Consider the following 18,505-nt stretch of genomic DNA (forward strand, 5'->3'; position numbering starts at 1 on the left):
AAGGTGGGGGTGCACCAGGAACACGGAAGCGGGAGGGGACGTCCGGTGAGCGGACTCAACAAGGGGACGGGCAGCCTCAGCAAGGGGCTGGGCAAGGTCCAGGTGTCATTGAGATGGGATCCGAGCCCTATGGGCATGCCCGACAACGACCTCGACCTCATCGCGGCCACGTACACCGCGGAGGAGCCGTACGGCAAGCCGGCCTATCTCGTGCACTTCGACAGCCGGTCACCCGACGGCACGATCCTCCTCAACCGTGACAGCCGCACCGGCATGGGGCTCGGCTCGGACGAGGTCATGACGCTGGAGTTCGACCGGCTGTCGCCCTCGTACGCCCGGGTCGTCGTCGGGGTGGCCATACAGCAGGGCGGCGGCCGCAAGACCTTCGGCGAGGTGGCCAACACCGGCGTCCGCGTCACGGAGGGGTACACCGAGCTGGCCGCGGACGACTTCACGAGCGTCGCCGAGGCGACGGCGGCGACGGTCGTGGAGTTCGTACGCACCGGTCAGGGCACATGGGAGTGCCGCCGCGCCGTGCGAGGCTTCGACGCCGATCCGGTGGCCTTCGCAGCGGTGATGGGCAGCGCCTGACCCGGACGGGAGCGCCGCACGGCACGCTCACACGCGCGCTCGGGCGGCACTCCCCCGTACCGGGTCCTGCCGGCCGGCCCAGGGCTCGCTCAGGCCGGCCCGGCCTCTTCGATGCAGGCCTCCTTCGTTCCGGGCCTCCTTCGACGCGGGCCTCCTTCGATGCGGGCCTACTTCGACCCAGGGCAGAACTCCGCCTTGAAGACGTCCCCGGCGGCGTCCGTGTCGCTCAAGGTGTCGGTGTTGAAGTTGAAGACCAGGCTGTGCCGGGTGTCCGCCGAGACGAAGGCGACGCTCTGCGTCCCGACGAACAGTCCGGTGTGCCCCCACACTTCCGTCCCGCAGAGCGTGAAGCGGAACAGCCCCAGGCCGTACGCCGCGCCGGAATCCTCCCCGGTGGGGACGGTCGTCTTCAGCTCCCGCTGCTGCGCCGGCGGCAGCAGTCCGCCCTGCAGCAGGGCGGTGAGGAAGCGGTCGAGGTCTTCCGGGGAGCTGATCAGGTCGCCGGTGGCCCGGATCAGTGAGGGGTCGAAGTCGGTGACGTCGTGCATCCTGCGGTCCGGGTCGTCGGTGAACCAGCTGTAGCTGCGTCCGGCGGGGGCCGGGACCGTGCGCTCGTGGCGCGGCAGGCGGGTGGAGTGCAGGCCGAGCGGTGCGATGATCCGGCGCTCGACCTCCTCCTCGTAGGACCGTCCGGTCGCCTTCTCCATGATGAGGGCGGCGAGGACGTAGCCCGTGGGGGTGTACGCGTAGCGGGTGCCCGGTGCGAAGTTCGGCGGGTGGGCCGTTGCGGTCCGCACGATGCGCCGGGGTGTCCAGCGGTCGTAACGGTGCTCCAGGAACGCGGTGGTGGTGAGGTTCTTCAGGACCCCGGGGTCCTCGGTGTAGTCGAAGAGTCCGCTGGTCTGCTGGAGGAGATGGCGCAGGGTGATCCTGCGGCCGTCGTTGCCGTGCCCCTGCACCATGCCGGGAAGCCACTTCTCGACGGTGTCGTCCAGAGAGAGCCGGTGCTCGGCCTCCAGTTGGAGGATGACGGTGGCGATGAGGGGCTTGGTGATGCTGCCGGCGCGGAAGCGGTCCCCGGGGAGCCTCGGCCTCTTGGTGTACAGGTCGGCGACGCCGGCGGAGCCGTTCCAGGTGCCGTGGGAGTCCCGGGCCCGGGCCAGGGCGCCGGGGACGCCCGCCTTGACGGCGGTGTCCAGGGCGGCCTGGGTGCGCTCGTGTCCTCCGCCGCGCGCGGCGGGCAGGACGTGGACGGTGGCGTCCGCCGGAGCGGATGCCGGCACGGCCCCCGCCGGATCGGGTGCAGGAGCGGCCCCCGCCATCGCGGCGGCCGTCAGGAGTGCGGCCAGCACGGCTCGCGCCGTACGGACCGTCCTCGGTGGACGCTTCGTCATGACAGCCCTCCTTCAGCGGGGGTCGGTGGTGTCGGTGCGCGTTCGGGTCCGGGAGCGGGGCGGTCAGAGCACGGCGCTGCTCACCTCCTCCGGCGCCGCAGGCATGCCCCGGTCGTTCTGCAGGGACCACAGCTCCCGGAAGAGGCCGGGGGCCTCGACCAGTTCGGCGAAGGTGCCCAGCTGGATGACCCGGCCGTGGTCGAGGACGACGATGCGGTCGGCGACGGCGACGTTGGCCAGGCGGTGGGTGACGAGGACGACGGCCCGTTCCTGGGCGACCTTGCGCAGCCCGGCGAAGATGCGGTGCTCCGCCCGGGCGTCCAGGGCGCTGGTGGGTTCGTCCATGACGAGCAGGCCCGCCGGGCGGTAGAAGGCCCGGGCGATGGCGATGCGCTGCCACTGGCCGCCGGAGAGCTCCACCCCGCCGTACCACTCGCGGGCGAGGAGGGTGTCGAGCCCGCTGCGGAGCTCCTTGACGACTTCGTCGGCGCCGGCGTGCGCGGCCGCCTGGAGGACGACGCCGTCCCCGTCGTACGCCTGCCCGAGGGTGATGTTGTCCCGGGCGGACATGGGCCAGTGGGCGAAGTCCTGCGGGACGACGGCGGTCTGCCGCCACATGGCCTGCGGGTCGAGCTCGCCGGAGTCGACGCCGTCCCAGGTGACCCTGCCCTCGGTGGGCAGGTACAGGCCGGTCAGCAGCTTGCTGAGGGTGGTCTTCCCCGAGCCGTTCTCCCCTACCAGGGCCACGACTTCGCCGCGCCGCACCTCCAGGCTGACCTCGTGCAGCGCGGGGCGTTCGGAGCCGGGGTAGCAGAAGGTGAGGGACTCGGCCCGGACCGCCTCCGGTGCCGCGGGGGTACGGGTGCCGCGCTGCATCCGGTGGCCGCCGGCCTCGTCGATGAACTCGGCCCAGTCGTCGAGGTAGAGGCCGGTGCGGAACAGGCGGGCGCCGTAGGAGACCATGCCCCGCAGGGACGAGCCGACCGACCGCAGGGCGAAGACCGCCGTGCCGGCCGAGGCGAGCGACATGCGCCCGGTGCCCAGCAGGAGGGCGAGGGCCGCCCACACCAGGCCGGAGGCGAGCCCGCCGGCCACGGCGCCCGCGAGCGCGTACCGCGCGCCCCGGTGGACCGCCTTGTCGGTGGTGGTGTGGATGCGGTTGCTGATCGAGCGGTAGCGGCCGAGGAGGAACTCGGCCATGGTGCCCGAGCGCAGCTGGTCGGCGAATTGCTTGTCGGTGACGTGCCACCTCAGGTGGTTGAGCACGCGGCGGTCGCCGCTCAGGGCACGGGACGTCTGGTAGTGGACCCGCGCCCCCTTCACGCTTGCGAGGCCCTGCGGAAGGGTGGCCAGCAGGAGCAGCGGCAGCAGGACCGGGTGCAGGAGCGTCACCACGCCGGCCGCCGCGATCAGCGACGCGATGCAGGCCATGAGGTCCTGGGACTCGGTGAGCAGGTCCTGGGCGACGTCCGCGCCGCGGTCGGCGGCTTCGCGCTTGTCGTTGAAGCCGGGGTGGTCGTAGGCCGCGAGTTCGGCGTTGATCGCCGCGTCGAGCATCTGCAGCTCGGCCTCGCGGGAGATCCGGGGTGCCAGCCGGCTGGAGATGTTGGCGACGGCGATGGCGAGCAGGGCCCGGGTCCCGGCCGCCCCGGCGAGGAGGGCGAGCGAGGGCAGCGCGTCCACGAGCCGGTCCTCGATGTGGCCGGAGGTGATCAGCGCCGTGATCGTACGGCTGGTGGCCAGCAGGCCGAAGGCCTCGAACGCGCCGGAGAGCACCTGGCAGACGAGCAGCGTCAGGACGGCGCGTCTGTCCACGCGCCAGGCGAGGTCCAGCGCCTTGCGGACGAGCTGGGGCAGGCGCCTGCTCATCGCCCGGGCGGTGAGCGGGCTCTTCTCGAAGGCGGTCAGGGTCGGGGAGCGGAAGCGTAATTCCTCATGTACCTCGGTGGTCTCGGCGGGCAACGTGATTCCCCTTGGTTGCGGGTGTCGACGGTCCGGTTCCGATGGTGAGCGCCTGCACGATGCCGTATGGCGCGGGCAAGTTCAGGGTGAACGCCCTTAATCCACTCGAAGGTGGGCCTTTTGACTGACCCCTTCGGGCCGAGCATCCTTCGGATTTTGACGCGCCCCTGTCAATCAAGGGAGGCGCGTGGCACTCTGCCTCACGCACCTTCCGGTATCTGGTACTTGCCGTATCCGCACCGCAGAAGGAGTACGCGTGAGACGATCCCGCCGTACGACCGCAGGTGTGCTGCTGGCCGCCTGCGCCCTGGTCGCCGCAGGTACGCAGGCCGCTACGGCCGACGCCGCTCCGGGCGGAGCCCCGGACCCGGCCGTGCACACCGCCGCGGCCTCGCCGGACGCACAGCATGCCGTCGGCTCCTACTGGACGCCCGAGCGGATGCGCGCCGCCGTCCCGCTCGACCTGCCCTCCGTCGCTCCCGGCAGCCTTTCGGCGCCGCCTGCCCGGGGCGATGTCCTCACCGTCGCCGCCACCGCCCCCGCTGCCGGGTCCCTCGCCGCCGGGTCCCTCGCCTCCTTCCCGCAGGCGGGCGGGCCGTGGACCGGCGGCGGCGCGGTGGCCAAGACCTCGGGCCGGGTGTTCTTCACCATGCAGGGCCGCAACGCCTCTTGCTCGGCCGACGCCGTCACCAGCCGCAACGGCAGCACCGTGATCACGGCCGGGCACTGCGTCAAGTACCAGGGCAACTGGCACACCAACTGGACCTTCGCCCCCGGCTATCACGACGGGCAGACGCCCTACGGCACCTGGGCGGCGGCCAAGACGCTGGCCACACCCCAGTGGGTGGCCAGTGAGGACATGAACTACGACGTGGGCATCGCCGTCGTGGCCCCGCTGGGCGGCAAGCGGCTCGCGGACACCGTCGGGGCGCAGGGTCTGCAGTTCAACGGCGCCTACAACAAGCCCATGTACTCCTTCGGGTTCCCCGCGGCGTCCCCGTACGACGGCACGAAGCTCATCCACTGCAGCGGGAACTCCACCAAGGACTTCCTCCTCACCAAGGATCACGGACTGGGCTGCAACATGACGGGCGGCTCCAGCGGCGGCCCGTGGTTCGCGTCGTTCGACGAGGCCACCGGCACCGGTCTGCAGGCGTCGGTGAACAGCTTCGGGTACACGTTCCTGCCGAACACCATGTTCGGCCCGTACTTCGGCGACGAGGTCAAAGCCCTCTACGAACAGGCTCAGACGAGCTGACACCACATGCATGCAAAAGGGCCCCCGCCGTGAGGCGAGGGCCCTTCTCGGTGCGCCACCAGGGACTCGAACCCCGGACCTGCTGATTAAGAGTCAGCCGCTCTAACCAACTGAGCTAGCGGCGCGAAATGAATACTACCGTACGAATGATGGTGCGTTACCCCCGGTCCCGGACGGGCCGCTGCTCTCGGCCCGGCCGTGGTCGACGATCGGGAAGGCGAGCAGGGCCAGGCCGAGACACGCGGCTACGAGACCCTGGACGACGACGGTGATGAAGGCCCGCGCGAACGCCAGGCCGACGGCCGCGACGAAGGCGAACGCGGCGAGGACGGCGAAGAACGCAAACAGCTGTCCGGAGGTGTCGGGCGGCGGGGGCGCATCCCGCTGACCCCCGTAACCGGCGTTGTGGCCCCACCCCTCGATGCCCACGACGTACAGGCAGCCGATGCTCGCCACGACCTCCAGCGCCAGGAGGCCGAGGGCGATCAGCAGATCCGCGTACCAGGGGATGCCGGCGCTTGCGCCGGTGCGGGAACGGTGCGGGACCACGGCAGGGGGTGCCACGGGGAGAGGTGCCATGACCTCAGTGTTTCCCGGGGGCTGCGGAGGTGGCATGAGTACGCGTACTCATGCTCACCCACCTGTAAGCCGACGCTCATCTGCAAGGCGGCGCTCACGCTCAAGCCGGCGCTCATGCGACGCCGCCGAGGGTTTCCAGGCTCACCCGGACGAGGCCCAGGTCGGTGTCGGCGATCTCCTCGAACGCGGCCCGCGACAGGTCGATGCAGCGACGCGTGTCCCTCGGACCCCGGTCGTTGATCCTCACCATGACCGAGTCACCGGTTTCGGCGTTGGTGACCCGTACGCGGGTGCCGAACTTGAGGTCCCGGCTGGCGGCGGTCATCGCCTCCGGGTCGAAGGGCTCGCCGCTGGCGGTGGGCCAGCCGTCGAGCATCTCCTCCGGCGCGCCGTACCACGAGGCGGTGCAGGTCCGCACGTCGCGGCCGTCGGCGCGGGCCGGGAGGGGGACGGTGCAGGCCAGGACGGCCGCCAGCGCCATCACCGTGGCCGAGGTGCGGCGGCCGGGCGTCCTGCGGTACGTCATGGGGGCCTCGGTCCGTCCTCGGATCCTCAGGTCTGGAAGATCGTGTCCGCTGCGGACGGATTCCAGTCCTCCGGGCGCGGCAGTGCAGCCGATCAGCGGCATGCGACGGCATGCGGCGGCACTGCGGCGGTGGGCAAGCGGAAGGACCGGCAGGGGCGGACGCCGCCCCCTGATGTCCGTCCGCGTCGCCGCTGCACACCTGGTCAGACCATGGATGCTCTCTACCCCGACTCCATTGGCATGAGCTTTACTCAACGCAACTGGCGGCGTCGGCGTCCTTGCGGTCACGAGAGCGGAGGCGGGTGGGCATGGGTGGAGAAGAGCCTGCGGAAGGCTTGCGGTTCAGCGTCCTCGGTCCACTGCGCGCCTGGCGCGACGGGACCGAACTTCCGCTGGGACCGCCCCAGCAGCGGACCCTGCTCGCGATGCTGCTGCTCGACCTCGGACGCGCCGTCACCACCGCCCAGCTGATCGACGGCCTGTGGGCGCAGGAGCCCCCGGACCACGCGCTCGGCACCATGCGGACCTACGCGTACCGGCTGCGGCGCGTCCTCGGCCACGACACCCTGCTCTCCGTCGCCGGTGCGTACCGGATCCCGGAAGAGGCCGTCCGCCTCGACTGCCGGCGCTGGGAGGAACTCACTGCGGAGGCGCAGCGCCACCGTGCGTCGGGCGACTACAGCCGGGCCCGCGACGCCGCCGAGGAGGCGCTGGCCCTGTGGCGGGGCGAGGCGCTGATGTCGCTGCCCGGCCCGTACGCGCAGCGGCAGCGCACCTGCTGGGCCGAGCGCAGGACGGAGCTCCTCGCGCTCCGTCTGGAGCTCGACCTGGCCCTCGGCCGGCACGGCGCCGCCCTGGAGGAGCTCGCCGACCTGACCAGTCGTCACCCACTGCACGAGCGCTTCACCGAGCTGCGCATGCTGGCCCTCTGTCACGCCGGACGGCAGGCCGACGCCCTGGCCGCGTACGCCGCGATGCGCAGCACTCTGGCCGAGGAAGTGGGCGTCGACCCCGGGCCCGCCGTGCGCGAGCTCCACCAGCGGATCCTGGCGGGCGATCCCGTGCCGGCCCTGTTCCCCGCACCCGACGCCGCCGCGCACGAGGCCCGGCCCCTGACGCCTTCCCCGGCGCACGCTCCGGCACCGCTGCCCACACCACGGCAGCTCCCCTTCGGCGCGGCCGACTTCACCGGGCGGCGGCAGGAGGTGGAGACGGCCGTCGCCGCACTACGCGCCCCCGGCGTCGTGCCGGTGGTGGCCCTGTCGGGCCTCGGCGGAGCCGGCAAGACGGAGCTCGCCGTCCACATCGCGCACCGCGTCTCCGAGGAGTTCCCCGATGGCCAGCTCTACGCCGACCTGCACGGGGACTGCGGACGGCCCGCGCCCCCGGAGGAGACGCTGGAACGATTCCTGCAGGCCTTCGGCGTCCCCACGCAGACCATGCCGGCCGGTGTCACCGCGCGGGCGGCGCTGCTGCGATCCGTCCTGGCCGGGCGGCGGGTCCTGATGCTGCTGGACAACGCCAAGGACGGCGAGCAGGTCCTGCCGCTGCTGCCGGGCAGTCCCGGCTGCGCGGTCGTCGTCACCAGCCGGGCCCGCCTCGCGCCGCTGCCCGGTGCGCGCTTCCTCAGCGTCGGCGTCCTCGATCCGGCCGAGGCACAGGAGCTGTTCGCCCGCATCGCTGGGGAGGAACGGACGGCCGGCGAGACGGAGGCCGTACGACAGGTCCTGGAGATGTGCGGCCATCTGCCGCTAGCCGTCCGCGTCCTCGCCTCCCGGCTCGCCTGCCGCCCCTCCTGGACGATCGCGGGCGTGGCCGGCCGGCTGGTGGACGAGCAGCACCGGCTCGACGTCCTGCGCAGCGGCGGCATCGAGGTCGAGGCGACGTTCCGGATGAGCTACGAGCAGCTCGATCCGGCCCAGGCGGAGGCCTTCCGGATGCTCGCCCTCCCCCGGCTGCGCGACCTCCCCCTCGACGTCGTCGCCGAGGTGACCGGACTGCCCCGCTGCCGGGCGGAGGATCTGGCGGAGTCCCTCGTGGACTGCTCGCTGCTGGAGACCCCTGCACCCGAGCGCTACCGCTACCACGACCTCGTACGGGCCTTCGCCCGCACCCTGACACCCGCCGACGCCCCCGTGCGCGACCTCGTCCTCGGCCGGCTCCTCGGCCTCTACCGCGAGGCGCTCGCCGGGCGGCGTCCCTGGGCGAACCCGCGTGACATCGCCACTCTCCTCCTGCAGTGCGCCCAGGAGGCACCCGCCGGGCTCAACCTGACGGACGCCTCCACGCTCCTGCTCGACACCACCCTCACGCACGACTGCGGGCACGGCGCCCTCCGGCTCGGCCGCGCGGCCAACGCCCTGCTGCGGCACACCGTCGACCGCGGGGACGCGCCCGCCGAGGCCCGCGTACGCCTGGCCCTCGGCCGGCTCCTCGTCGAAGTGGGCTCCGCCACCCCGGCCCAGGCCGAGCTCCTGCGGGCCCTGGAGCTGTGCGACACGCACGCCCTGCCGCCCGTCCTGCGCGCCCACGCCAACACCGCCCTGGGTATGTGCTTCACCCACGTCGGCCGCCACGGCGACGCCGCGGAGAGCTTCCGGACCGCCGCCGCCCTGCACCAGGACGCCGGCGACCACGACGCGGCCGTGCCCGAACTGCTCAGCCTGGCCCAGGCCCTGGCCAGGAGCGGCCGGGTGCCCGACGCCCAGCGCACCGCCGACTCCGCCCGCGTCATCAGCCGCAGCCTCGCGAGCCCCCGGCTGGAAGCGATGGTCTCCCACACGCTCGGCACCATCGCCGACGAACTGGACGACCACCCGCGGGCCGCCGGACACTTCCGCGCCGCCCTGGCCCTGATCGACCCCGCCGACCACCGCCGCACCGGCCGCACGCTCCTCGCCCTGGCCCGGGCCCTGCGCAGCGCGGCACGCGCCGAGGAGTCCGCGGAGGCGGCCGCCCGTGCCGCGGACGCCCTCGCCGCCGACGGCGACCAGTACGGCACCGGCCTCGCCCTCGCCGAACTCGGCCACGCCATGGCCGACCGGGGCGGCGGCGAGAACGCCCAGCGCGCCCGTGACCACTGGACCCGCGCCCACGCCCTCCTGGCCGCCATCGGCGCTCCGGAGGCCTCCCCCCTGCAACGCCTCAGCGGCGCACCACGACCTCCGCGCCGCACGACACCGTGGCCGTCATGGGCACCGCGCGACACGGTCGCCTAGAGACGACCGGTTGCGCGTAAAGCGGGCACTGCTTCCTTCTCGGTGCGGCTTGCTGCGGGCGGTCACACTCTGGTCGGCACCCCCGCGTTCCCCAGGATCTCGCGCACCGGCAGGGCCGTGCTCCGGGCGGCGGTCAGGCCCGAGGCCGTCAGGTGGGCGTCCACGATCCGCAGGCCGACCCCGTACCCGGCGTAGTCCGGCAGCCCCACGGGCTCCTGGCCCATGCGCTGTGCGGTGGCGTCGCCCAGCACGTACGCGGCCAGGTTCTGCATCCCGGCCACGTCGATGTCGTCGGTGATCTTCGCGTAGGCGCTGTCCAGGCCGGCTCCGGTCAGGGCCTGCGACCACGGGCCCAGGGCCTGTTCGCCGGCCAGTTCCCGTACGAACGCCTCGGCCAGCCCCTCGGCGACGACGTGTTCTCCCACCGTGACGGTCATCGGGTTCCAGGTGACGTTCGCGTAGCGCACGTTGTGGTGGAGCTCGTGCGCGGCGCCGTAGCCGATCTTCTCCAGGCTCGTGTCGGTGGGCCACACGATCAGCTGGATCGCGCCGGGGATGCCGCCCACACCGAAGTAGCCGGCGCTGCCGCCCATCAGCTGCTCGTCGTCGGGGTTGCCGAGCACCACGACGACGTGCACGGTCTCGGCGTGCTTGATGCCGGGCACCGCACCGCTGATCCGCTCCCACGCGGAGGCGAGCGTGTCCTCGATGCGGGTCCACACGCCCGCCTCCTGCATCCGGCGCACGGCCGGCAGGTACCGCGGGTCATCGTGCTCGAGCCGGAAGCCGCTGCTCTGGCGGTGCATCTCGACCAGGTCGACCTCGCCCATCACGGGGGCCAGGACGCTCTGGAGCGGGCTGAGCATGTCTCGCAGGGCGTCGGGCCGCTCCTCCAGCGGTCGCTGAAGGAGGTCAATCATGGCGGACGCCGTGTCGTGAACAACAATCTTCATGTCCCGGACCGTAGGGCCTCCTGTTACAGGAGGGTCAAACAGCGCGGGTTACAGCGAGGCGCTCCCGGAGCGCGTGTAGGCGGCCGAGGCCACGATGTACGTGAAGCCGCCGAGCGCGCTCAGCACGGTGAAGGGACCGCCGAGTTCGTCGCGGGCCAGCTCGTAGGCGACGCCGCACACGAGAGCGGCGACGAGGACGTTCCCGGTCATCGCGGCCGCCCGCAGGTTGATGAGCTGCCGGCGTTCGTCCTCTTCGTGCCCGCTGAGCTGCGCGGCGACGTCGCTGCGGGATGCGGACAGCGTCACGGTGAGCCCGTAGCCGATGCTGATCGCCGGCAGGAGGACGGCCATCATGATGTCTCCGCGCAGCGCCATGACCAGCGCCATTGCGACGCCCGCGACGGAGGTCAGGGCGAGCACGGCCCACCGGGTGGGCGTGCGACCGGTGCTAGGCCTCGTCGGCATGGAAGATCTCCTCAACGGGGAGCCCGAAGTATCGGGCGATTCGTATGGCCAGTGGCAGCGACGGGTCGTAGCGGCCCTGCTCGATGGCGTTCACCGTCTGCCGGGAAACCCCCAGCGCCGTGCCCAGTGCCTGCTGGGACAGCCCTTGGAGACCGCGCAGCCGGCGGACCTCGTTTCGCATGAATGGAAAGTAAGCTTTACATCCCCGGGTGTCAACGGTCTGCTGACAGCGGCTCGTTCGGTGCGAGGGAGGGCGCGATGCGGACCCCGTACTCGCGGCGCAGCACGGAGAGGGCGGCGAGGTAGCCGGACATGCCGTGGACGCTCGGTCCGGGCGGCGTGGAGGCGGAGCACAGGTATACGCCCGGCAGGGGCGTGGGGTAGGGGTCGATCTGGGGCACGGGGCGCAGGATGCTCTGAGTGAGTGTCATGGCGCCCGATCCGATGTCGCCGCCCACGTAGTTCGGGTTGTACGCCTCGTATCCGGCGGCGGTGATGCCTCGCTGGGCGAGCACGGTGTCGGTGAACCCGGGGGCGTAGCGCTCGATGCGGGCGCGCACGAGGCCGACCGGGTCGCGCGTGTCGCCGTGGGGTACGTGTGCGTAGGCCCACACCGGGCGTTTGCCGGGCAGACCGCGTCCGGGGTCGGCCGTCATGGGGTCGACCACCAGCACGAAGGGCTCGTCGGTGGCGATGCCCTTCGCGGTGAGGCTCTCCTGGCGGAACATCTCGCGCTGTGTGCCGCCGAGGTGGACCGTACCCGCCCTGCCGACGTCCGGGTCGGTCCAGGGGATCGGGCCGGAGACGAGGAAGTCGGCCTTCGCGGCGCCGGGTCCGTAGCGGAAGCGCGCGAGGCGGCGCTTGTAGCGGTCGGGCAGCCGGTCGCCGGCGATCTGCAGGAAGGTCTTCGGGCTGGTGTCGAGCAGCACCGTTGCGGCGTGGCCGAGTTCCCTCAGGTCGGTGATCCGCCGGCCGGTGTGGATGACTCCGCCGTGGGCCGTGATGTCGTCGGCCATCACCTGGGCGATACGGCTGCTGCCGCCCCGCGGTATCGGCCAGCCCGTGCCGTGCGCGAGATGTCCCAGCAGCAGGGCGACCGCGCCGGCGGCGAGGCTGGGCAGCCTCCCGACGGCATGCGCGGCGACACCGGTCAGCAGCGCCCGGGCCCGCTCCGTACGGAACAGGGCGGGCGCGAACGGGCTGCCGTGGGCGAGCACCCTGGGGGCCAGCACGAAGGGGGCCAGGAGATCACCGGGGATGCCGCGCTGTCCGGAGAGGATCAGGTCGACGACACCGGTGCTGCGGCGGAGCAGGGGCTCCATCGCCGCCCGCCAGCGGGCTCCGTCGGGTCCCAGGTGCTCGCAGGTGGCGTCCAGGTCGCGGAAGGCGAGGGCGGCGGGGGCGCGGTCCAGCGGGTGGGCGTAGCTGATCTCGGGGTGCAGGAGGTCCACGCCGCGCGCGGACAGGTCGAATTCGCGGAAGAAGCGGGAAGCCGCGGCCATCGGGTGGACGGCCGCACAGACGTCGTGGACCACATCGGCGTCGAAGAGCGCCTTGCCGCGCAGGCCGCCGCCGATGTCCCGGGCCGCCTCGTAGAGCTCGACGCGCAGTCCGGCACGGGCCAGGGTCACGGCGGCGGCCAGGCCGTTGGGGCCTGTGCCCACCACCGCCGCGTCTGTGCGGTTCACGGGATGCCTCGCGTTTTCATGAGAGCTCGGCTGCGATGACGAGCAGGAACAAGGACAGAAGGCCTGCCGCGTACCGCGCTCCCAGGAGCGCCGCTTTGAGGGGTGGCGGATCCTTGCGGGCGCCGTCCGCCGGGGGGAGCCGCAGGACGGCCCACCAGCAGCCCACCGCGAGGAGGACGCCGCCCACGGCCCACAGCCATGGCGGCACGGAGACCCAGTCTCCGATGCGCCGCGCCAGGCCGAGGAGGGCGACGCCGAAGGCGACGCTCAGGACGGAATGGACGCGGTGGACCCTTCTGGGGAATCTCCGCCGGGCCACGTAGAAGACGGGACATGCGGCTCCGGCACAGCACAGCACTGTGAGCAGGATGGGCGTGGCGTCGTGCGTGGGGTACGACCTCTCCGGCATGAGCCCCAGCAGGTGTTGGCCGATGGCATCGACCGGCTGGTCCGTGTTGGAGAGGACGACCACGCCCTTGCCGCTGGACCGGTCGAAGCCCATGTAGGAGGTGAATCCGCCCGTTTCGCCGTCGTGCCAGGTGATGTCGCGGCCTTGCAGGCGTGTGGTGTACCAGCCCAGCCCGATGCGTCCCACGGCGCCGGCGTCGAACTGTGGTGTGGCCGCTCCGGAGCCTGGTGCCGTGCCGAGCATCACGGCCCGCATGAGACCCGCGAGGTCTCCACTGGTCGACCAGAGGTCTCCGGCGGGTGTGTAGCCCGACGCCAGCCAGTGCTGCATGCCCGCGCCGTTGGCCCGGTGGCCGACGGCGCTGTTCGGCGGTATCTCGCTCTCGGAGCGCACGGTTTGGGTGTGGCTCATGCCCAGCGGTACGAGGAGGTGTTGCCGCAGGAGTTCCTCGTAGGGCTTGCCGGTGACGCGCGCGGCCGTCTGGCCCGCGAGCGCCATGCCGAGATTCGAGTACCGGAATCTCCCGGTTCCGCTGGAGGAGGCTTGGCGGCCGGCCGTGACGACGTCGTCCGGGGTGATGCCCCGGTACGGATCCATGCCCAGGGTCCGCAGCTCCGCACCGCGCAGGAGCACGTCGAGGCTCGACGGCATCAGGTCGACTCCGGCCCGGTGGGTCGCCAGGTCCATGAGCGTGGCCTCCCCCAGCGTCGGGTCGCTGAAGGGCTCATCGGGCAGAAGCCTTTCCAGGGGAACGTCCAGCCGAAGGGTGTGCCGGGCGGCGAGTTCCGACAGGAGCATGCCGGTCATCGCCTTTCCCAGGGAGCCGGCCTCGAAGACCGTGGACTCGTCCACGGCAGTGCGTTCCCGGTCGCCCGAGTCGCCCAGGCCGGCCAGACGGATCCCGTCACGGCTGATGACGGCCACCGACAGCCCGCGATAGCCCCGGCCGTCACCGGCGGCCTCGCGCACCTGGGCGGCGAGGGCGGTGTCACCGGTCGTCGCGCTGCCGAGAGCCGCCGGGCGGGGGGCGAGGAACATCCCCGCCCCCGCACCCGCCAGCACCGTGAGGCCCAGCAGGGCCATGCGGCGGCGCCCATGCCGCCGTACGCGCATGCGCAGCGCCCCGACCGCCCCGCCGTCCCGTGCCGCGCGCGCCTGTTCAGTCGGCATGAGTCGTCGGCAGGCGGCCGCCGAACTTCGCTGCCAGCGCTCGTGCCGCACCGGCGAGGCGCCGGTAGTGCTCGTCCCCCATGATGACCAGCTCCAGAGCGATCATGGTCAGGGAGAACGTGATGAGCCCTGCCATGTGAATGGCGATGCCCAGGTGCAGCAGGACGCCGCAGGCGACGGCGAAGGGCCGCAGCCCGCGCTTGAGGAGCAGGAACGAGAAGCCGAGCTGGAAGAACACCGTTCCGTACGTCATCGCCACGACCAGTGTGGCGTGCTCGTAGAGGAAGTGGTTGACGCCCGGCCAGCCGAACTCCGCGCCGCGGAGGATGTAGTAGAGCGCGGTCCCGTTCTGCCAGCGATCGCCCTGGACCTTGTACATGCCCGAGACGAGGTAGATCGTGCACACCTGGAGGATGACGGCCAGGAGTCCCGCGTGGTGCAGGAGCGATCCGATCCTGTACCTCATGGATCCGGAAGCAGGCGAAGTGCGTGCCGGCTTCTTCCGCCGGCGTGCCCGGGCGTCGAGCGAGAACCGGGACCCGCAATCGACGAACAGAATGAAGACCAGGACGATGACGGTCGCGTTGTCACCACCGTCCAGGAGCAGGGGATTGCGCTGCTGCAGCGACCACAGGAAGACGTAGTGGACCACTGTCATCACACGGGTTTTCCACCCCAGCATGAACAGCAGGGCGGCCACCGCACCGGCATGGAAGACGACTTGGAACCACGTTTCGGACTTGCTGAGGGCGTACAGCGAGAACGCCTCGTCGTCCGCGTCGATGAAATTCTGCCAGGGCCATACGGCTTCGGGGCCCCAGAGAAAGCTCCGGTCGGAGTAGTCTCGCAAGTAGAAGTAGAGCCCGGCTGCGCCCAGGAGGATTCTCGTGAGAGCCGCCCCGATGAGGGCGTGCCGCTTGCCGCTGAACTTCTCGAACCAGGCGTAGAACAATGCCTTCGGGCCGGACGGCGCGGGGTTCGAGGCGGAGCCGGTGGAAGAGCTTGCGGGCGAATCCTTCTCCGCCGCCGCTTCAGTCGTCGCTTCGGTCATTGTCATGGCGCGACCTTGATCGGCTTCATCCACGGCAGGTCGTAGTAGGAAATCTTGCCCTTGGCGTCCCGCGCGTAGCGCTGCGAGAACCTCGGAAATTCATTGGAGACGATGCGCACCTGCACGGATTCGACGCCGGTCCCCCACAGCTTCGCCGCGCAGGCGCTGGCGAACGACTGGGCGTAGCGCACGGCCGACTCCCGGTTGTCCTTCTCGTTCTGCGTGAGCGGAGGATCGAGATCCTTCAGCTTTTCTTCCTCGGGCTCTTTCCCGGGCTCTTTCCCGGGCGCGCTCTCCGGCCGGTTCTTCTTCCGGATCTTCTCGAGCTCGGTGTCGCGCCAGGAGTCCAGCTGGGTCGGCACGCCGGAGGAGAGGCGGGATTCTCGCGACGGCCAGAACCGGGCGTCGTAGAGCTCCTGAAGGCCGGGCGAGGTGGCGTCGGACCACTGCGTGGTGACCGTCGATCCGTCGGGCTTCCGCATCTTCGCCCTGACCAGCACGCCCAGGTCCTTGTCCACGGGATCCGGCGCGAAAAGGTGCCAGTCCTGGCCGAAATACGGCAACATATAGGAGGAAATCTCCTTGTTGTACTTCTCTTTGACCGGGTTGAACGGCGTGTGGTAAATGGCCGTCATACCGAAGTGGAACGCCAGGGCCAGAGATATTGCGGCACCGGCCGCCAGCAATGCCCTCCGCCTGGCTCTGCTCCACTGCGTGAGCGGCATTTCTTCGGGATGGGAGTCTTCCACTTTTCCAGCTGCTTTCCTGGCTGCGCTGCGCCCGGGTGGCGGAACCCGGTGAAGGGGTCCGCCACCCAGGACCGATCGTGCGGTGCTACTGCGGTCAGTCGAAGGCGCGGGACAGACCGGACCCGCTGATCTCCGGAACCGAGGTGGCGCCACCGCGGCGGAACTGCTTGGCGCGCGGCTTCATCATTCCCGCGGCCACCTTCTTGCCGGTCTCCCAGGCCGCGCTGGCCACGACGCCCGCCGCCACGTTCTTGGCGAACGCCGCGTTGCACTGCGGCGCGAGGTCGCCGTCCGGGTCGACGATGTTCTCGGACTTGGTGGCCGCCTCCTGGAAAGCGGCCACGGTGGTCTCGCTTCCCGAACGGGCGGAGGACGGCGATGCGGACGCGCTCGTCGCAGTAACGGCCGAGGCGCAAACGGCCACGGCGATTCCCGCGACGACGAGCTTCACACTCTTCATTTTTTATATCTCTCTCAATGGGTGCGATTTCACCAGGTCACTGCCCACCGGGCCCGATTACGGGCAGCAATAGGTGGCCGACAGGGTGTGACATTACACGGAGAAGATGATCTTGGACAGTGGCGGGCATCACAAGACGGCAAGGAATTGCGTAAAGGTTTGCAGGCACGCCTGAATCAGGGGTTCCGGTTTAAAAACCCCGGACCTCGCCATGAATTTGTTGCACATTAATCTATTCCACTGTGCGGGCCCCCGGACGCAGGAAGCGCCGGAGCTTCTGCAGCGGCCATGTGTTGATGACGTCGTCCTTCGTCAGCCACCCGCGCTGGGCCGTGCCCACGCCGAAGCGCATGTACGGCAGGTGGGTCACGGAATGCGCGTCCGTGTTCACCGCGAACTTCACGCCGTAGCGCTTGGCGCGCAGGATGTCCTCGTCGCACAGGTCGAGCCGTTCGGGGTGGGCGTTGATCTCCAGGGCGGTGCCGGTGCGGGCGCAGGTTTCGAAGACCGCGTCGAAGTCGGCGTCGATGCCCCGCCGTTTGCCGATCAGCCGCGTCGTGGGATGCCCGATGATGTTGACGTGCGGGTTCTCGCAGGCGCGCAGCAGGCGGCGGGTGAGTTCGTCGCGGGTCTGGTTGAAGTGCGAGTGCACCGAGGCGACGCACAGGTCGAAGCCTTCGAGGAAGGCGTCCGGCCAGTCCACCTCGCCGTCGGGGCCGATGTTGAGCTCCGTGCCGTGCAGCAGGCGCATTCTGCGGTGTCTGCCGTCGAGGGCGCGGACGCGGTCGCGCTGGGCCAGGATCTTCTTGTCCGTCATGCGCTGCATATAGAGGTTCGGGGCGTGGTCCGTCACGGCGTAGTACGCGTATCCGCGCCCGGCGGCCGCGGTCACCATGTCCTCCAGCGTGGCCACGCCGTCGGTGAGGTCGGTGTGGGTGTGCAGGTCGCCGCGGATGTCGTCCTCGGTGACGAGGTCCGGCAGCTCGTCGCGCAGTCCGGCCGCGATCTCGCCGCGGTCCTCGCGCAGGGCCGGAGGGATCCAGGGCAGGCCGAGCCGCGCGTAGACCTCCGCCTCGGTCTCCGAGACGATCTTCTTGCCGCTCTTGGCGTGGAAGAGGCCGTACTCGGACAGCTTGTACTTGTGGCGGACCGCGATCTCGCGGACGCGGATGTTGTGCGCCTTGGAGCCGGTGAAGTACAGCAGCCCCGCGCCCCAGGCGTCCGCCGGCAGGACGCGGAGGTCGACCTGCAGGCCCTTCGTCGTGCGGATCGAGGTCTTCTTCTCACCGTGCGCGATGACCTCGGCGGTGATCGGCAGCTCGGTGATCGCCTCCATGAGCGGGGCCGACCGTGCGGCGGCGACGAGGATGTCGACGTCCCCGATGGTCTCGCGCATCCGCCGCAGCGACCCCGCGTACGTGCACCGCTCACATCCGCTCACCCCGGAGAGGTCGGCGACGACCTGTTCGGCGACGTCCATGGCGGCGTTCAGCAGGATGCGGTCGCCTGCCTGCTGCATCAGGGCGATGCCGTGGAGGATGTTCTCCTCGGTCTTGGCGCCGAAACCCTTGAGGTCGCGGAGCTTCTTGTCGTGGACGGCGTCGAGGAGCTCGTCGACGGAGGAGATGTGGAGTTCCTCGTAGAGGAGCATGGCCTTCTTGGGGCCGAGCATGGGGATGGTGATCAGCTCGCGCACTCCGGCGGGGATGACCGCCCTGGCCTCCTCGACCATGGAGAGCCGGCCGGTCCGCAGGTATTCGAGGACCTTCTCGGCGATCGACTTGCCGACGTTGGGGATGTCGAGCAGCCCCTTGAGGTCGAGGCGGGAGACATCGGCGTGGTGGCCGCCGATCGCGCGGGCGGCCTTCTCGTAGGCGCGCGCCTTGTACGCGTCGCCGCCGGTGATGGTGACGAGGTCGGCGTACTCCTGCAGCAGCGCCTCGACCTCTTCGTTGGGCCGGGCCATGGGTCTGCTGTTCCCGCTCGGCGCGGATACGACACATTCCGCACAGAAAGTCACTGTTTCCGCAAA

The 18,505-nt window shown here is 70.9% G+C and carries 16 protein-coding genes and 1 tRNA gene; 3 read left to right on the top strand and 14 right to left on the bottom strand.

Features of this window, described 5'->3' with window-relative positions; translation table 11 throughout:
- The first annotated feature begins 45 nt into the window (after nucleotides 1-45).
- Nucleotides 46-591, top strand: coding sequence for a TerD family protein (locus IE241_RS18405; protein WP_190022847.1), 546 nt, complete (start codon nucleotides 46-48; stop codon nucleotides 589-591).
- 167 nt (nucleotides 592-758) lie between these two features.
- On the opposite strand, the gene IE241_RS18410 is transcribed toward IE241_RS18405, so the two are convergent.
- On the bottom strand, nucleotides 759-1,985 hold the full coding sequence (locus IE241_RS18410; RefSeq protein WP_190022848.1) for a serine hydrolase domain-containing protein: 1,227 nt from the start codon (nucleotides 1,983-1,985) through the stop codon (nucleotides 759-761).
- Between the two features lie 63 nt (nucleotides 1,986-2,048).
- Complete coding sequence (locus tag IE241_RS18415) at nucleotides 2,049-3,947, bottom strand: ABC transporter ATP-binding protein (RefSeq protein ID WP_373300707.1); 1,899 nt, start codon at nucleotides 3,945-3,947, stop codon at nucleotides 2,049-2,051.
- A 256-nt stretch (nucleotides 3,948-4,203) separates the two neighbouring features.
- On the opposite strand from IE241_RS18415, the gene IE241_RS18420 reads away from it, so the two are divergent.
- Nucleotides 4,204-5,205 (top strand): trypsin-like serine peptidase, encoded by a 1,002-nt coding sequence (locus tag IE241_RS18420; protein WP_190022849.1) that lies wholly within the window; start codon nucleotides 4,204-4,206, stop codon nucleotides 5,203-5,205.
- A 51-nt stretch (nucleotides 5,206-5,256) separates the two neighbouring features.
- Here IE241_RS18420 and IE241_RS18425 read toward each other — a convergent pair.
- From IE241_RS18425 to IE241_RS18435, 3 genes are all read right to left on the bottom strand, one after another.
- Nucleotides 5,257-5,330, bottom strand: a tRNA-Lys gene (locus IE241_RS18425).
- 10 nt (nucleotides 5,331-5,340) lie between these two features.
- Entirely contained in the window at nucleotides 5,341-5,784 is a 444-nt protein-coding gene (locus IE241_RS18430) for a DUF6234 family protein (RefSeq protein WP_190022850.1), read from the bottom strand.
- 112 nt (nucleotides 5,785-5,896) lie between these two features.
- On the bottom strand, nucleotides 5,897-6,310 hold the full coding sequence (locus IE241_RS18435) for a septal ring lytic transglycosylase RlpA family protein (RefSeq protein ID WP_229899468.1): 414 nt from the start codon (nucleotides 6,308-6,310) through the stop codon (nucleotides 5,897-5,899).
- A 308-nt stretch (nucleotides 6,311-6,618) separates the two neighbouring features.
- Between IE241_RS18435 and IE241_RS18440 the strand changes: the two genes are divergently transcribed.
- Nucleotides 6,619-9,528, top strand: a complete 2,910-nt coding sequence (locus IE241_RS18440; protein WP_190022852.1) for an AfsR/SARP family transcriptional regulator — start codon at nucleotides 6,619-6,621, stop codon at nucleotides 9,526-9,528.
- A 62-nt stretch (nucleotides 9,529-9,590) separates the two neighbouring features.
- On the opposite strand, the gene IE241_RS18445 is transcribed toward IE241_RS18440, so the two are convergent.
- From IE241_RS18445 to polX, 9 genes are all read right to left on the bottom strand, one after another.
- Nucleotides 9,591-10,481, bottom strand: a complete 891-nt coding sequence (locus IE241_RS18445) for a DUF2268 domain-containing putative Zn-dependent protease (RefSeq protein WP_190022853.1) — start codon at nucleotides 10,479-10,481, stop codon at nucleotides 9,591-9,593.
- 48 nt (nucleotides 10,482-10,529) lie between these two features.
- Nucleotides 10,530-10,946 carry a hypothetical protein gene (locus tag IE241_RS18450; RefSeq protein ID WP_190022854.1) on the bottom strand — a complete coding sequence of 139 codons (417 nt, stop codon included), beginning with the start codon at nucleotides 10,944-10,946 and terminating at the stop codon, nucleotides 10,530-10,532.
- Entirely contained in the window at nucleotides 10,930-11,127 is a 198-nt protein-coding gene (locus tag IE241_RS18455; RefSeq protein ID WP_190022855.1) for a helix-turn-helix transcriptional regulator, read from the bottom strand. The genes IE241_RS18450 and IE241_RS18455 overlap by 17 nt, the downstream gene beginning before the upstream one ends.
- A gap of 31 nt (nucleotides 11,128-11,158) precedes the next feature.
- A complete protein-coding gene (locus IE241_RS18460) occupies nucleotides 11,159-12,634 on the bottom strand; it encodes a phytoene desaturase family protein (RefSeq protein ID WP_190022856.1) in 1,476 nt (491 codons plus the stop codon).
- A gap of 16 nt (nucleotides 12,635-12,650) precedes the next feature.
- Nucleotides 12,651-14,213 (bottom strand): serine hydrolase domain-containing protein, encoded by a 1,563-nt coding sequence (locus IE241_RS18465; RefSeq protein WP_190022857.1) that lies wholly within the window; start codon nucleotides 14,211-14,213, stop codon nucleotides 12,651-12,653.
- Nucleotides 14,203-15,270 carry an HTTM domain-containing protein gene (locus IE241_RS18470; protein WP_190022858.1) on the bottom strand — a complete coding sequence of 356 codons (1,068 nt, stop codon included), beginning with the start codon at nucleotides 15,268-15,270 and terminating at the stop codon, nucleotides 14,203-14,205. Before IE241_RS18470 ends, IE241_RS18465 begins: the two co-directional genes overlap by 11 nt.
- On the bottom strand, nucleotides 15,267-16,013 hold the full coding sequence (locus IE241_RS18475) for a DUF5819 family protein (protein WP_190022859.1): 747 nt from the start codon (nucleotides 16,011-16,013) through the stop codon (nucleotides 15,267-15,269). Before IE241_RS18475 ends, IE241_RS18470 begins: the two co-directional genes overlap by 4 nt.
- 94 nt (nucleotides 16,014-16,107) lie before the next feature.
- Nucleotides 16,108-16,473, bottom strand: coding sequence for a hypothetical protein (locus IE241_RS18480; RefSeq protein ID WP_190022860.1), 366 nt, complete (start codon nucleotides 16,471-16,473; stop codon nucleotides 16,108-16,110).
- 232 nt (nucleotides 16,474-16,705) lie between these two features.
- On the bottom strand, nucleotides 16,706-18,439 hold the full coding sequence (gene polX, locus IE241_RS18485) for a DNA polymerase/3'-5' exonuclease PolX (RefSeq protein WP_190022861.1): 1,734 nt from the start codon (nucleotides 18,437-18,439) through the stop codon (nucleotides 16,706-16,708).
- Nucleotides 18,440-18,505: the final 66 nt, after the last annotated feature.

Source organism: Streptomyces hiroshimensis (assembly GCF_014650335.1).
Taxonomy (GTDB): Bacteria; Actinomycetota; Actinomycetes; order Streptomycetales; family Streptomycetaceae; genus Streptomyces; species Streptomyces hiroshimensis.